Origin of the sequence: Kocuria sp. LHG3120 (assembly GCF_049897445.1) — a bacterium.
Taxonomy (GTDB): domain Bacteria; phylum Actinomycetota; class Actinomycetes; order Actinomycetales; family Micrococcaceae; genus Kocuria; species Kocuria rosea.
In genome coordinates, this window is record NZ_JAFCWG010000001.1 from 783,506 (window position 1) to 797,691 (window position 14,186).

Below are 14,186 nucleotides of genomic sequence, written 5' to 3' on the forward strand. Positions count from 1 at the left end.
CGCGTGCGGAGCGGATCAGCCCTTGGACCCGGCGCGGGCGGGCTTGGCCGCCGCGGGCTTCTTGGCCGTGCTCTTCTTCGCCGTGCTGCTCCTGGCCGTCGTCCCCTTGGTCGTCGTCCCCTTGGCCGTGGACCGGGCCGTCTTCTTCGGGGCGGGGCCCTGGGCGCGCTTCTCCGCGAGCAGCTGGCTGGCGCGCGCCGGCGTGATCTGCTCCACGGTCTCGCCGCGCGGGACCGTCACGTTGGTCTCGCCGTCGGTGATGTAGGGGCCGAAGCGCCCGTCCTTGATGACCATGGGCCGTTCCGTGATCTGGTCGGTGCCGAGGTCCGCGAGCGGAGGCTTGGCGGCGCCGCGGCCGCGCTGCTTGGGCTGGGCGTAGATCGCCAGGGCCTCGTCGAGGGTGACCGTGAACAGCTGCTCCTCGGACTGCAGGGAGCGCGAGTCGCCGCCCTTCTTCAGGTAGGGGCCGAAGCGGCCGTTCTGCACCGTGATCTCGTTGCCCTCGGCGTCCGTGCCCAGCGTGCGCGGCAGGGACAGGATCTTGAGCGCGTCCTCGAGGGTCACGTCCTGCAGCGTCATCGTGGAGAGCAGGGAGCCCGTGCGGGGCTTCTCCTTGACCGGCTTCTTCGGGGGCTTGGGCTTGCCGTTCTTGTAGTACTCGACCGGCTGGGCCGCGAGCTCCTCGGCGGTGGGCTCGGGGATCACCTCGGTGACGTAGGGCCCGTAGCGGCCGTCCTTGGCCACGATGGCGCGCCCGGTCACGGGGTCGCGGCCGAGCTCCCGGCCGTCGGCCTTGCCCGTCTCGATGAGCTCGCGCGCCTTGTCGGGCGTGAGCTCGTCGGGGGCGAGGTCCTCCGGCACGTTGGCCCGGATCGGGTCGGTGATCTCCCCGGTCTCCGGGTCGACGGCGCCGGCCACCTCCAGGTAGGGGCCGAACTTGCCGACCCGCAGGGTGATGTCCTCGGTCACGGGGATGGAGTTCACGGCGCGGGCGTCGATCTCGCCGAGGTCGTCGACGATGGGCTTGAGCCCGTTCTCGTGGCCCTGGGAGCCGAAGTAGAAGTCCTGCAGCCAGTCGGTGCTGTCCTCCTCGCCGCGGGCGATCCGGTCGAGGCCCTCCTCCATCTCCGCCGTGAAGTCGTAGTCCACGTAGTCGGAGAAGTGCTCCTCGAGCAGGCGCACCACGGAGAACGCGGTCCACGAGGGGATGAGCGCGGAGCCCCGCACGCGGACGTAGCCGCGGTCCATGATCGTGGAGATGGTCGCCGCGTAGGTCGAGGGCCGGCCGATGCCGAGCTCGTCGAGGACCTTCACGAGGGACGCCTCGGTGTAGCGCGGCGGCGGCGAGGTGCGGTGCCCGTCCGCCTCGACCTCGGTGGCGTCCAGGAGGTCGCCCTCGGCCATCCGCGGGAGCCGCTTGTCGCCGTCCTTGCCGTCCTTGGCGCCGTCCTTGTCCGTGGCGGGGTCCTCGTCCCGGCCCTCCTCGTAGGCGGCCAGGAAGCCGCGGAACGTGATGACGGTGCCGGACGCGGAGAACTCGGCGTCCCGGCCGGCGGAGGACGTCGCCCCGAGCCGGACGGTCGCCGTCGACCCCTTGGCGTCGGCCATCTGGGAGGCCACGGTGCGCTTCCAGATCAGCTCGTAGAGCCGGAACGCGTCCGCGGAGAGCTCGCCGCGGACCTGGTTCGGGGTGCGGAAGGAGTCCCCCGCGGGGCGCACGGCCTCGTGCGCCTCCTGCGCGTTCTTCGACTTGGAGCTGTAGAGCCGCGGGGAGCCGGGCACGAAGTCGGCGCCGTAGAGCTCCGTGGCCTGGCGCCGGGCGGCCGTGACCGCCTGGTCGGACAGCGCCACGGAGTCGGTGCGCATGTAGGTGATGTAGCCGTTCTCGTACAGCTTCTGCGCCACCTGCATGGTGGTGCGGGAGGTGAAGCGCAGCTTGCGCGCCGCCTCCTGCTGCAGCGTGGAGGTGGTGAACGGGGCGGCCGGGCGGCGTGTGTAGGGCTTGGTCTCCAGGGACCGGACCGTGAACGCCGCGTCCTCGAGACCGGCGGCCAGTTCGCGGGCGGCCTGCTCGTCCAGGTGCGCGAGCTTGTCCGCGGCGCCCTTGAGCACGCCGTCGTCGCCGAAGTCGCGGCCGCCCGCCACCCGCTTGCCGTCCACGGAGGAGAGCCGGGCGCTGAAGGCGGTGCCGGCGTCCTCGCCGTCGGTGCGCGCGAACGTCCCGCTGAGGTCCCAGTAGTCGGCGGGCACGAACGCCATGCGCTTGCGCTCCCGCTCCACGACCAGGCGGGTGGCCACGGACTGCACGCGCCCGGCGGACAGGCCCGAGGCGATCTTGCGCCACAGCACCGGGGAGATCTCGTAGCCGTAGAGCCGGTCGAGGATGCGCCGGGTCTCCTGCGCGTCGACCAGGTCCTGGTCGAGCTCGCGCAGCTCCCCGAAGGCCCGCTCGATGGCCTCGCGGGTGATCTCGGAGAAGGTCAGCCGGTAGACGGGGATCTTGGGCTTGAGCACCTCCAGGAGGTGCCACGCGATGGCCTCCCCCTCGCGGTCGCCGTCGGTGGCGAGGTAGAGGGCGTCCGCGTCCTTGAGCTTGCGCCGGAGCTCGGTGACCTTCTTCTTCTTGTCCGGGTTCACCACGTAGTACGGCTCGAAGCCGTGCTCCACGTCCACCGCGAACTTGCCGTAGGGACCCTTCTTGAGCTCCGCCGGCAGCTCCGAGGGCTGCGGGAGGTCGCGGATGTGCCCCATCGAGGACTCGACCTCGTAGGCGTCGCCGAGGTACCCGGCGATGGTCTTGACCTTGGAGGGGGACTCCACGATGAGCAGGCTCTTGCCCGTTCCCGGGCTCTGGGTGGCCTTCGTTGGCACGGTACTCCTTGCTGCGGTCCGCGGTGCCGCGGGCCGCGGCGCTGCTGGACGTCGGGTCGAACGGGCGGGCGTCGGCCCGCCGTTGCGCTCCACCATAACGCCTCACCGCCGTCAACCCCCGCGCGGCGGGGACCCGGAGGACATCGGCGTCCCCGGGCGGGTCGCGCGGGCCGCCCGGCCCGGGCGGCCCGGACCGGTCTCAGGAGGGGTAGCGCTCGGGCTCGTCGCCGATCGTGAACTCGCGGCCCGTGGCGTGCTCCACGTCGATGACCACGAAGTTGTACTTCAGCGTGGGCGCCCACGGCCTGAGCGGCAGCTCCTCCGCGGCGTCGATCTCGGCGCGCGTCTCGAGCCGGCGGGCCCGGCCGTGGACCACCACGGATCGCACGACGTGCTCCTCCGAGACCTCGTCGATCTCGAACGCCACCTGGTCGTTGACGATGAGGCTCGAGAGCTTGGAGCCCTGGGCCGTGCGGAAGTACAGCTTGCGCTGGTGGACCACGTAGTTCACCGGGAAGATGTCCACGAGACCGGCGGCCTCGACGGCCAGCCGGCCGAAGGGGTGCTGCTCGAGGAGCTGCCAGACGGTGTCCTTGTCGAGGGTCTTGATGGGGTTCAGGTTGTCTCCGATGCTCATGCTCCCATCCTCCCACCCCCACCGTCGCGGCGCCGCCTGCTCATCCGCCCACAACGTCGCTCAGGCGGCGGGCGGCACCGGCTCGTGCGGCACGAGGAAGCCGTCGAGCACGAGGTGCCGGACCTCCTCGGTCAGCCGCTGCCGCTCCTCGCCCGCCCAGTCCAGCAGGGCGGCGAGCGCCCCGAGGATCTGCCGGGCGCTCAGCTCGCCGTCGCAGGCCCCGGCGAAGCCCGCGGCCTCGCTCGAGAGCACCACGGTCCGGCGCAGCCCGGCCCCCTGCCGGAGCAGGATCACGCCGGGGTGCTCCGCGCCGGGGCGCTGGTGGCGCTCCTCGGTGACGTCCTCGGCGGCCACGAGGTGGGCGTCCAGCCAGTCCTGGGGGTGCGCGGCGAGCCAGTCGGCCCGTTCCCACGTGGCGGCGAGCGCGGGGGCGAGCGGCTGCTGGACCGGGTGGGGGACGTGCTCGAAGCGGCGGAGCGCGCCCCCGGGCCGGGCCCGGGACGGGCGGCGGAGGCGGATCATCCCGAAGCCCACGGCCTCGACGCCGCGGGCGGCGAAGTCGTCGAGATAGGCGCGGTAGGCGCGTTCGTAGTGCTCGAGGTCGCGGGACTCCGCCGCGTCCCGCAGCCACGTCTCGGCGTACTCCTCCGGGCCGGCCAGCTCCCGCTGGACGAACCAGGCGTCGACGCCCTCGGGCACCCACTGCTCGGGCCGCTGCGCCCAGCGCTCGGCGGCCGGCCGCGCGTCCCCGGGCGGCGGGGCGAGGACCTCCCAGTTGCCGAGCAGGTGGGCGGTGGCCCCGGGGGCCATGACCCCGGGCAGCCCCCGCACCAGGTCGGCCACGATCCGGTCCCCCGGCAGACCGCCGTCCCGGTAGGTGTAGCGGTCGAGAGGGGTCTCCCCGGCGGGGCGCGGGGTGATGACGAACGGCGGGTTGGACACCACGAGGTCGAACCGCTCACCGCGCACGGGCTCCAGGAGGGATCCCGCCCGCAGGCTCACGCGGTCCTCGAGCCGGTCGGGGTCGATCCCGAGCGCCTGCGCGTTGAGCAGCAGGTTGAACCGGGTGAAGCCCAGGGCCCGGTCCGAGACGTCGGTGGCGGTCACGTGCCCCGCGTGCGCGAGCAGGTGGAACGTCTGGATGCCGCACCCGGTCCCCAGGTCCAGCGCCCGGTCCACCCGGCGGCGGTCGGTCGTCTGGGCCAGCGTCAGGGAGGCCTGGCCGATGCCCAGCACGTGGTCGCGGCGCAGCACGCCGGGGCGCTGGGACTCCCCCAGGTCGCTCGCCACGTACAGCTCCGTCCCGTCGTCGGAGGCGTGGGGGCGCAGGTCCACGGTGGAGCGCAGCCCGCCCTCCGTCTCCTCGGCGAGGCCCAGGCCCACGAGCTGCTCCGGGCGCACCGGGGCGGGCGCGAGCGTCTCCGCGGGGACGGTGCGGCCGAGGAGGAAGAGCGAGACGACCCCGGCGAGGCCCCGGTCCGGGTGCCCGGGCGTGCGGAGGGCCGGCTCGAGGACCCGCAGGGCGGGCACCGCCTGGTCCCGTGCGAGCGCGTCCATGGCGGCCTCCCCCAGCAGCTCCGCCACGCGGTCGTGGGTGAAGCCCGTCCGGCGGAGGGCGTCGTGCAGCTCGGCCGGCGCCCGCGGGTCGTCGGAGACGGGGGTCCCCGGGACCCGGGAGAAGGCCGGTGCCGCCGAGGGGCCGGGGGCGGCGGGGCTCATGCGGCCCCCGTCGGCACGGGCACGGGTGCCGACGCTGCGCGGGAGGCGGCCGGGGTTCCGTCGCCGGGCACGGGTGCGGGGGCGGACCCGACGGCGACCGGGGCGCCGTCGCCGGCCCCCGGTGCCGTGGCGGTGCCGCACCCGGCCGGGCAGGTGAGCCGCGGCCGCTCCTCGAGGCAGGCCGGGCACGCGAGCACGAGGGCGCGGCAGGTGCCGTCCGCGCAGTTGACGAAGCGGTTCGCGGGGCCGGCGCACCGGTCGCAGCGACCGATCGTGACCGCGGCCGGGGTGAACCGCACGTGCATGCGCCGGTCGAAGACGTACAGGGACCCCTCCCACAGCCCCCGGTCCCCGCGCTCGCGGCCGTACTCGGCGATGCCGCCGTCGAGCTGGTAGACCTCCTGGAAGCCGCGGTTGCGCATCAGCGCGGAGAGCACCTCGCAGCGGATCCCGCCGGTGCAGTAAGTGACCACGGGCCGGGTCTTGAGGTGGTCGTACTTCCCGGAGTCCAGCTCGGCCACGAAGTCGCGGGTGTGCGCCACGTCCGGGACCACGGCCCCGCGGAAGCGCCCGATCCGGGCCTCGTGGGCGTTGCGCCCGTCGAAGAACACGACGTCCTCGCCGCGGCGGGCCACGAGCTCGTCCACGGCGCCGGGCGCCAGGCGGGTGCCGCCGCCGACCACGCCGTGCTCGTCGACCTCGAGCTCGCCGGGCGCTCCGAAGGACACGAGCTCGTCCCGGACCTTGACCGACAGCCGCGGGAAGTCCTCGGCCGAGCCGTCCGACCACTTGAACACCGTGTCCCGGAGACCGGGGTGGGAGCGGGTGGTGCGGGCGTACTGCTTGAGCGCCCCGACCTCACCGCCCACGGTGGCGTTGAGCCCGTGCGGGGAGACGATGATCCGCCCGCGCAGGCCCAGCCCCTCGCACAGGGCGCGCTGCCAGAGCATCACGGCCGTGGGGTCGGGGAGCGGGGTGAAGACGTAGTGCAGGACGATCCGGTGCTGTGCCACGGGTCCAGGCTACAAGCGCGGCGGGGCGCCCGGCGCCGCGCGGTCCGGGCGCCGGGTCAGTGGCCCAGGTGGAACACGCGGCCGGTGACCTTCGTGGGGGCCACCTCCACGTACTCGAGCTTGGTGGTCCCGACCCACGGCCGCAGCGGCAGCTCGTCCACCCGGTCGGTCTCCTCCGGGTCGGTCAGCTGGCGGGCCGTGCCGCGCACGATCACGGACCAGGCCTCCCCGCCCTGCGCCTGGTCGACCTGCACGGCGACGTGCTCGTTGAGCACCAGGTGCAGCAGCTTGGTGCCCTTGGCGGTGCGGAAGTAGATCTTCCCGTCGTCGGCCACGAGGTTGATGGGGGTGATCTCGATCTCGTCGCCGTCCATGGTGGCGATCCGGCCGAAGCGTGCGCTGTAGAGGTGCTCCCAGCACTGCTCCGGGGTCAGCTCCGTGACCGGCGGCCGGTGCGCCCGGGCCTCCTTGTCGGGATTGTGCCCGGAGATGTTCATGGGGTTGCTCATGCGGTCATTCTGGCACGGGGCCTCCGCCGGCGTGACCCGTGTCATGTTCGTGACCGGGGCCCGGCTCGGGACGGGCGGACGCCCCGGCTGGGGTGACCGGCCGGGGCGTCCGCCCTCGTCAGCGATTCCGGAGCGCTCAGCGGCCGGAGGCGGTGCCCGCCCCCTGCAGCCGCTCCAGCTCGGCCGCCTCGGTGCGGGTGGTGTGCAGGTCGTCGATCTGGCCCAGGGTCCTGTCCTTGGTCTCCTTGGCCGTCAGGGCGGCGGCCACGGCGATCAGGCAGGCGCCGGTGACGAACCCCGCCACGCCCAGCCAGTTGTCCCCCTCGGCCCCGGCCAGGGAGCTGGCCAGGACGGGGGCGAAGCCGCCGGAGATCGCGAAGCCGATCTGGGTGCCCAGGGCCAGCCCCGTCACGCGCACCCGGGTGGGGAACATCTCCGCGTAGAAGGAGGGCCAGATGCCGTTGGACATGGAGTAGAAGAAGCCGGACATGACGGCGCCGAGGAGGAAGATCAGCGTCCAGTTCCCGGCGTGGACGGCGGCCAGGTAGGGATACATCACCGCGGCCGCGCCGGCCGCCCCGGTGATGAACACCGGCTTGCGCCCGACCCGGTCGGCGACCGTGGCCGCCACGGGGATCACGAGCAGGGCCACGGCGTTGGCGATGACGGAGACCCAGAGCATGGTCGAGCGGTCCAGGCCCACCACGGAGGTGGCGAAGGACAGCGACCACACCAGGAAGACCACGTTGACGGTGTTGATCATCGCGGCCGCGGCCACGCGCAGCACCGCGGTCTTGTGGTGCTTGACCATCAGGGTGAGCGGGGTGGCCGGCTTCTCGCCGGGCAGCACGGCCCGGGCCTGCTCGAAGGCGGGCGGCTCCTCCAGGTGGCGGCGGATCAGATAGGCCACGACCACCACGACGGCGGAGAGCCAGAACGGGACCCGCCAGCCCCAGCTGAACAGCTGCTCCTCGGTGAGCACGAGCGTGAAGGGGATGAAGACGGCGGTGGCGAGGAGGGTGCCGAACTGGGTGCCCTGCAGCGTCCAGCTCGTGGTGAAGGCCCGCCGGTGCTCCTCGGAGTGCTCCAGCGAGACCGAGATCGCGCTGGCCTGCTCGCCGGAGGCCGACAGCCCCTGGATGACGCGGCAGGTCACGAGCAGGGCCGGGGCCAGCAGGCCGGCCTGGTCGTAGGTCGGCAGGCAGCCGACGGCGAACGTGCCGGCGCCCATCATGAACAGGGTCAGCATCAGCACGAACTTGCGCCCGAACCGGTCGCCGAGGGGGCCCATGATGAGGGCCCCCAGGGGCCGGACGACATAGGCGACGCCCACGGTGCCCATCGACAGCAGGATCGCCACCCCGGGGGACGTGTCGGCCGGGAAGAACAGGTGGTTGAGCACCAGGGCGGCGGCCGTCCCGTAGACGGCGAAGTCGTAGTACTCCAGGGCGGAGCCGATCCAGCTGGCCAGGGCCGCCTTCTTCGGGGTCTTGCCGTGGGTCGCGGCCGCGGCCGGTGGAGGAGCGTTGTGCATGGGAGGTCCTTCGCTGAGGGCACCCCGGACGGCGGGGGCACGGGACGTGAGCGGAGCTGGAGAGAGGTGCACCGGCGGGTGGACGGGTTCGCGAGGAGCCCGGCCGGCCGGACCGTTGCCATATGATGGCAACTGTGTTTATATCTTGAACACAAGAATGATCCAGATCACACTGCACGTCAAGAGTGCGCCCTGCGATGACGCCGACCCCGGGCCCAGTGGGCCCGGGGCCGAGGAGCAGTGGCGCGGTGCCGCCGACGTCGTCCTGCGGAGGATCCGCGCCTCACCGCACCCGGCCGGCGCCCTCCCCCGGCACGACGACGAAGACGTCCGGCGCCCGGTGACCCCGGTCCGCGAAGGCCTCGGCGACCGCGTTCCCGACCTGCTCCGCCCGCGCCGCGGGCACGAGGGCGATCGCGGAGCCGCCGAAGCCTCCGCCGGTCATCCGCGCCCCGGCGGCCCCGGCGGCCAGGGCGGTGTCGACGGCGAGGTCGAGCTCGGGGCAGGAGATCTCGTAGTCGTCCCGCATCGAGGCGTGGGAGGCGACCAGCAGCTCCCCGATGCCCCGGACGTCCCCGGCCCGCAGCCGCCGGACCGTCTCCAGGACCCGGCGGTTCTCGCTGAGCACGTGCCGGATCCGGCGGGCGGTCTCCTCGTCCAGTCCGCTCAGGTCGGTATCGTCCGGGACGTCGCGCAGGGAGACCGCTCCGAGGGCGGCGGCCCCGCGCTCGCAGGAGGCGCGCCGGGCGGCGTAGCCGCCGTCGGCGTGGGAGTGGGCGACCTTCGTGTCGACCACCAGGACGGCGAGCCCGTGCCGGGCCACCGGCAGCGGCACGAGCTCGGCCTCCTGGGTGCGGCAGTCCAGGAACAGCGCGGCGCCGGCCCGGCCGCGCAGGGAGGCCGACTGGTCCATGATCCCGGTCGGGGCGCCGACGAACTCGTTCTCCGCCCGCTGCGTCAGCCGCGCCATCGCCGGCCGGTCCAGATCCAGTCCGAGCAGGTCGTTGAGGGCCACGATCGTGGCGACCTCCACGGCGTGCGAGGAGGACAGGCCGGCACCCACGGGGACGGTCGAGTCCAGCAGCAGCTCGAACCCGGGCACCTCCACCCCGTCGAGGCCGGCGAGCACGTGCACCACGCCAGCCGGATAGGCCCCCCAGCCGCCGACCGTCCCGGGGGCGAGCGCGGGGATCCGGAACCGGGCCCGGGACAGCCCCCCGCCGTCGGGGGCGTACGTGGAGGCCAGGTCGACGACGTCGTGCCCGGTCGTGTCCTCGCCCTGCCCGGTCCGCCGCCCCTGTTCGGCGTCCCGGCGCAGCCGGACGGCGACCATCGCCGAGCGGTCGATGGCGAAGGGCAGCACGAAGCCGTCGTTGTAGTCGGTGTGCTCCCCGATGAGGTTCACCCGCCCCGGGGCACGCCACACCCCGTCCGGAGCGTGCCCGTAGACCTCGGCGAACCGGCGGGAGAGCTCCTCCGCCCGGGCGGCGTCGTCCTGGCCTGCCTGCCGAGCGGCCGGCTGGGGGGTGTGGTGTCCGGTCATCGTGCGGCCTCCCTCAGGCGTGCGGCGGTCTGCTCCGCGGTGACGTCGTTGATGAACGCCCCCATGGCGGCCTCGGAGCCGGCCAGGAACTTCAGCTTGTCCTCGGCCCGCCGGGGGCTGGTCAGTTGCAGGTGCAGCCGGCCGGCCTCCCGGTCCGCCGCGTCCACGGGGGTCTGGTGCCAGGCGGCGATGTAGGGGGTCGGCGTGTCGTAGAGCCGGTCCACGCGCTGGACCAGGTCCTGGTACACCACCGCCAGCTCGTCCCGCTCGGCCCCGGTCAGCGCGGCCAGGTCCGGGACGCGGCGGTGCGGGACCAGGTGGACCTCCAGCGGCCACCGCGCGGCATAGGGCACATAGGCCGAGAAGTGCTCACCCGCCAGCACCATCCGGTCCCCGGCGGCGGTCTCGTCGGCCAGGACCTCGCCCATCAGGGTCCGCCCCGTGGCCTGGAGGTGCGCCCGGGAGCGGGCCGCGAGCCGCGCCGCGTGCGGGGCCGGATAGGGGTAGGCGTAGATCTGCCCGTGCGGGTGGTGCAGGGTCACCCCGATCTGCTCGCCCCGGTTCTCGAACGGGAACACGTGCCGGACCCCGGCCATGGCCGAGAGCGCCTCGGTGCGCTGGGCCCAGGCCTCCACCACGGTGCGCGCCCGCTCGGAGGACAGGGACGCGAAGGAGCCCTGGTGCTCCGGGGTGAACACCACCACCTCGCACCGCCCCACGGCCGGGGACGGGACGCCCCACAGGGACCGCTCCCCCACCTGCTGCGGGTCCGGCAGCTCGGCCAGCTCCGGGCCCAGCGAGGGGAAGCGGTTCTCGAAGACGACGACGTCGAAGTCCTCCGCCGGGATCTCCGACTCGCGCCCGCCCACGCTCGGGCACAGCGGGCACTGGTCGGCCGGGGGCAGGTAGGTGCGCGCCTGCCGGTGGGCGGCCACCGCCACCCACTCCCCCGTCAGCCGGTCGAAGCGCACCTCACCGCCGCCGGAGCGGGCGTCCAGGGGCCGGCGGTCCACCACGTGCTCCACGGGCGGGGTGCCGCGGTCGGAGAAGAACACGGCCTCCCGTCCGTCGGCGAGGTGGTGGGTCCGGTGCGCGATCAGCGGCACGGGGGCGCGCTCGGCGGGGGCGGGAGAGGTCATCGGACGGGCTCCAGTCGCAGGTCGGGGACGTGCTGGCTCAGGGTCTCGCGGTCGGCGGCGCCCAGACCGTCGTCGGTCACGACCGTGTCGACCTCGTCGAGACCGGCGATGCGGTGGAGCCCGGACAGGCCCCACTTCGTGGAGTCGGCCAGCACCACGCTGCGGTCGCAGCGCTCCAGGAAGAGGCGGTTGATCTCGGCCTCCATCATGTTCGGAGTGGTCAGCCCGTCGCGCTCGGACAGCCCGTGCACGCCCAGGAAGGCCAGGTCCACGTGCAGGGTGCGCAGGGCCGCGGTGGCCAGCGGGCCCACCAGGGCGTCCGAGGGGGTGCGCACCCCGCCCAGCAGGACCACCGTCTGTCCCGTGGCGGGCGCGTCCTGGAGCACGTCGGCGATCCGCGGGGAGTTCGTCACCACCGTGATGTCGCTGACGCGGCGCAGGGCGCGGGCCAGCGCGAAGGTGGTGGTCCCGGAGTTCAGCGAGACGGACATGCCCGGCCGCACCATCGCCTCGGCGGCGGCGGCGATGGCCGCCTTCTCCGGCAGCTGCAGCTCGGACTTGTGCGTGAATCCGGGCTCGGCCGCGGAGGATCCCGCCGGCAGCTTCGCCCCGCCGTGGACCTTCTGCAGCTCCCCGTCCCGGGCCAGCCGGTCCAGGTCCCGGCGCACCGTCATGTCGGACACGCCCAGCTCGGCGACCAGGTCCGCGACCCGCACCGCACCGGAGGCGCGCACGCGGTCGAGGATCTCCCGCCGTCGGCGGTCGGGGAGCATCTCGGTCATGGGGCCTCCTGGCTCGGCCGGGGTCCGTCGAGACCCCGGATCGGTGACATGCCCCACAATACAAACATCGTGGTGTTCTTTTCAACAGGGTTGATGTTTGATTCTGTCGCTTCTACTATGACGTGAACCACATCGATCCACCACTGCGATCGAGTGTCCGAACCCACCACCCCGATCAGCGCCCAGGAGCCGACATGACTGCTGCGACCCTCGAGCCGACCACCGCCCTCGATCCCACCGGACCGTGCCGGGTCCACCTCACGAGCGGGGGTGTGTCGGTCCTGGTCGACCTCTCCGAGGCCCAGCTGCCCTCCGTGGTGCACTGGGGCGCCGCACTGCCCGGCCTCGACGCCGAGGAGGCCGCCGTGCTCGTTGAGGCCGCGGTGGCCCACCGCACGGCCAACGGGCAGGACCTGCCGATGCGCCCGGACGTGCTCGGGAGTCTGCACACCGGCTGGAGCGGCCGGCCAGGACTGGTGGGTGACCGGGACGGCACCGCGTGGACCCCGCTGCTGCACCTCACGGAGGCCCGGTTGGATCCGGTGGAACCGCAGGAGGTCCTCGCCGACGGCGCCCTGGTGAGCGCCGGCGCGGCCCGCCTGCTCGTGGCGGCGGAGGACACCGGCGCAGGCCTGCGCGTGGCGATCGAGCTGGAGCTCACGCCCTCGGGCCTGCTGCGCGCCCGCGCCACGCTGACGAACACCGCCCCGGGTCCCTACCGCGTCCAGGAGCTGGGCCTCGTGCTCCCCCTGCCCACCCACGCCCGGGAGATCCTGGACTTCGCAGGGCACTGGGGCAAGGAACGGACCCCCCAGAGGCGCGAGCTCACCGTGGGCACGCACCTCCGGGAAGGACGCAAGGGCCGCACCGGCGCCGACGCCGCCTACGTCCTGTCCGTGGGCGAACCGGGCTTCGGCTTCGCCGACGGCGAGGTCTGGGGCCTGCACACCGGGTTCTCCGGCAACCACCGCACGTGGGCGGAACGGCTCTACGACGGCCAGCAGGTCGTGGGCGGCTCCGAGCTGCTGCTGCCGGGCGAGGTCTCGCTCGGACAGGGCGAGGGCTACACCACCCCGTGGCTGTACGGCGTGTACGGGCGGGGGCTGGACGAGCAGGCCGGGCGCTTCCACGACTGGCTCCGGGCCCGCCCCCAGCACCCCGCTCGGCCCCGTCCGGTGACGCTGAACGTGTGGGAGGCCGTCTACTTCGACCACCGCCTCGAGAAGCTCTCTACCCTGGCCGACCGGGCGGCCGCCGCAGGTGTGGAGCGCTTCGTGCTCGACGACGGGTGGTTCGGCGCCCGCCGCGACGACAACGCCGGGCTGGGCGACTGGGTGGTCTCCCCCGAGGTGTGGCCGCAGGGCCTGTCCCCGCTGATCGACCACGTCAACGACCTCGGCATGGAGTTCGGCCTGTGGTTCGAGCCCGAGATGGTCAACCCCGACTCCGATGTGGCCCGCGCCCACCCCGAGTGGATCATGGGCCCCGGCGGGCGCCTGCCCATCGAGTCCCGCCGGCAGCAGGTGCTGGATCTGGGTGTGCCGGAGGCCTACGCGCACGTGCGCGACCAGATGGTGGCTCTCCTGGACGAGTACCCGATCGCCTACCTCAAGTGGGACCACAACCGCGACCTGCTCGAGGCCGGCACCCACCCCGACGGACGCCCCGGGGTGCACGCCCAGACCCTGGCGACCTACCGGCTGATGGCCGAGCTCAAGGAGCGGTTCCCGGGCCTGGAGATCGAGTCCTGCTCCTCCGGCGGCGCCCGGGTCGACCTCGGGGTCCTGGAGCACACCGACAGGGTGTGGACCTCCGACGACATCGACCCCTTCGAGCGCCAGCAGATGCACCGGTGGACTCAGCAGCTCATCCCGGCCGAACTCATGGGCTCGCACGTCGCCTCCGGCGCCTCGCACACCACCGGGCGCATGCACACCCTGCACTTCCGCGCCGGCACCGCCGTGTGGGGCCACCTCGGCATCGAGTGGGACCTCACCCAGGCGACCGAGCAGGAATCGGCCGAGCTCGCCGAGTGGGTCGCCTTCCACAAGGTCCACCGCGGTCTGCTCCACTCGGGCCGGATGGTCCGCCTGGACGCCTTCGACCCCGCGCTGCGGATCCACGGGGTCGTCAGCGCCGACCGCTCGGAAGCGCTGTTCGCCGTCGTCGGCGCCGCCCTGCCCGACGTCGAACCCGTGGGCCGGTTCCGGTTGCGCGGCCTGGACCCCGAGCGCCACTACCGGGTGCGCGACGTCACCCCCGGCGCCGACCCGCACGGGTTCCGCCGCCCGCCGTGGTGGCCGACCGAGCGGGGCGTGGTCCTGTCCGGCCGGGCGCTGCAGACCGTGGGCGTGCACGCCCCCTGGCTGGCCCCGGACACCCTGCGCGTCCTGCGGCTCGAGGCCCAGGACCCCACCCAGCCCGCCCCCCAGAACTGAG

10 protein-coding genes are annotated in these 14,186 nt (G+C 73.7%); 1 reads left to right on the plus strand and 9 read right to left on the minus strand.

Annotation, left to right across the window (positions count from 1 at the left end; translation table 11 throughout):
- Positions 1 to 15 precede the first annotated feature (15 nt).
- From topA to ACP7CD_RS03695, 9 genes are all read right to left on the minus strand, one after another.
- The gene (gene topA, locus ACP7CD_RS03655) at positions 16 to 2,871 is read right to left on the minus strand and encodes a type I DNA topoisomerase (RefSeq protein ID WP_426118893.1); all 2,856 of its coding nucleotides are present in this window, start codon (positions 2,869 to 2,871) and stop codon (positions 16 to 18) included.
- Positions 2,872 to 3,070: 199 nt separating this feature from the next.
- Complete coding sequence (locus tag ACP7CD_RS03660; RefSeq protein ID WP_017832495.1) at positions 3,071 to 3,508, minus strand: pyridoxamine 5'-phosphate oxidase family protein; 438 nt, start codon at positions 3,506 to 3,508, stop codon at positions 3,071 to 3,073.
- Positions 3,509 to 3,568: 60 nt separating this feature from the next.
- Positions 3,569 to 5,227, minus strand: a complete 1,659-nt coding sequence (locus tag ACP7CD_RS03665) for a DUF7059 domain-containing protein (RefSeq protein ID WP_426118895.1) — start codon at positions 5,225 to 5,227, stop codon at positions 3,569 to 3,571.
- Complete coding sequence (locus ACP7CD_RS03670; RefSeq protein WP_426118897.1) at positions 5,224 to 6,240, minus strand: rhodanese-related sulfurtransferase; 1,017 nt, start codon at positions 6,238 to 6,240, stop codon at positions 5,224 to 5,226. The genes ACP7CD_RS03665 and ACP7CD_RS03670 overlap by 4 nt, the downstream gene beginning before the upstream one ends.
- A 56-nt stretch (positions 6,241 to 6,296) precedes the next feature.
- The gene (locus tag ACP7CD_RS03675) at positions 6,297 to 6,749 is read right to left on the minus strand and encodes a pyridoxamine 5'-phosphate oxidase family protein (RefSeq protein WP_232035265.1); all 453 of its coding nucleotides are present in this window, start codon (positions 6,747 to 6,749) and stop codon (positions 6,297 to 6,299) included.
- Positions 6,750 to 6,885: 136 nt separating this feature from the next.
- Positions 6,886 to 8,283, minus strand: coding sequence for an MFS transporter (locus ACP7CD_RS03680; RefSeq protein ID WP_426118900.1), 1,398 nt, complete (start codon positions 8,281 to 8,283; stop codon positions 6,886 to 6,888).
- A gap of 283 nt (positions 8,284 to 8,566) precedes the next feature.
- Entirely contained in the window at positions 8,567 to 9,826 is a 1,260-nt protein-coding gene (galK, locus tag ACP7CD_RS03685; RefSeq protein ID WP_426118902.1) for a galactokinase, read from the minus strand.
- Entirely contained in the window at positions 9,823 to 10,965 is a 1,143-nt protein-coding gene (galT, locus tag ACP7CD_RS03690; protein ID WP_368796708.1) for a galactose-1-phosphate uridylyltransferase, read from the minus strand. Before galT ends, galK begins: the two co-directional genes overlap by 4 nt.
- Complete coding sequence (locus ACP7CD_RS03695) at positions 10,962 to 11,747, minus strand: DeoR/GlpR family DNA-binding transcription regulator (RefSeq protein ID WP_017832502.1); 786 nt, start codon at positions 11,745 to 11,747, stop codon at positions 10,962 to 10,964. The genes galT and ACP7CD_RS03695 overlap by 4 nt, the downstream gene beginning before the upstream one ends.
- 194 nt (positions 11,748 to 11,941) lie before the next feature.
- On the opposite strand from ACP7CD_RS03695, the gene ACP7CD_RS03700 reads away from it, so the two are divergent.
- On the plus strand, positions 11,942 to 14,185 hold the full coding sequence (locus tag ACP7CD_RS03700; RefSeq protein ID WP_426118905.1) for an alpha-galactosidase: 2,244 nt from the start codon (positions 11,942 to 11,944) through the stop codon (positions 14,183 to 14,185).
- Position 14,186: the final 1 nt, after the last annotated feature.

Coding starts and splice junctions, on each gene's coding strand:
- ACP7CD_RS03660 (WP_017832495.1), bottom strand. CDS start 3,508: ATGAGCATCGGAGACAACCTGAACCCCATCAAGACCCTCGACAAGGAC.
- ACP7CD_RS03665 (WP_426118895.1), bottom strand. CDS start 5,227: ATGAGCCCCGCCGCCCCCGGCCCCTCGGCGGCACCGGCCTTCTCCCGG.
- ACP7CD_RS03675 (WP_232035265.1), bottom strand. CDS start 6,749: ATGAGCAACCCCATGAACATCTCCGGGCACAATCCCGACAAGGAGGCC.
- ACP7CD_RS03680 (WP_426118900.1), bottom strand. CDS start 8,283: ATGCACAACGCTCCTCCACCGGCCGCGGCCGCGACCCACGGCAAGACC.
- galK (WP_426118902.1), bottom strand. CDS start 9,826: ATGACCGGACACCACACCCCCCAGCCGGCCGCTCGGCAGGCAGGCCAG.
- galT (WP_368796708.1), bottom strand. CDS start 10,965: ATGACCTCTCCCGCCCCCGCCGAGCGCGCCCCCGTGCCGCTGATCGCG.
- ACP7CD_RS03695 (WP_017832502.1), bottom strand. CDS start 11,747: ATGACCGAGATGCTCCCCGACCGCCGACGGCGGGAGATCCTCGACCGC.
- ACP7CD_RS03700 (WP_426118905.1), top strand. CDS start 11,942: ATGACTGCTGCGACCCTCGAGCCGACCACCGCCCTCGATCCCACCGGA.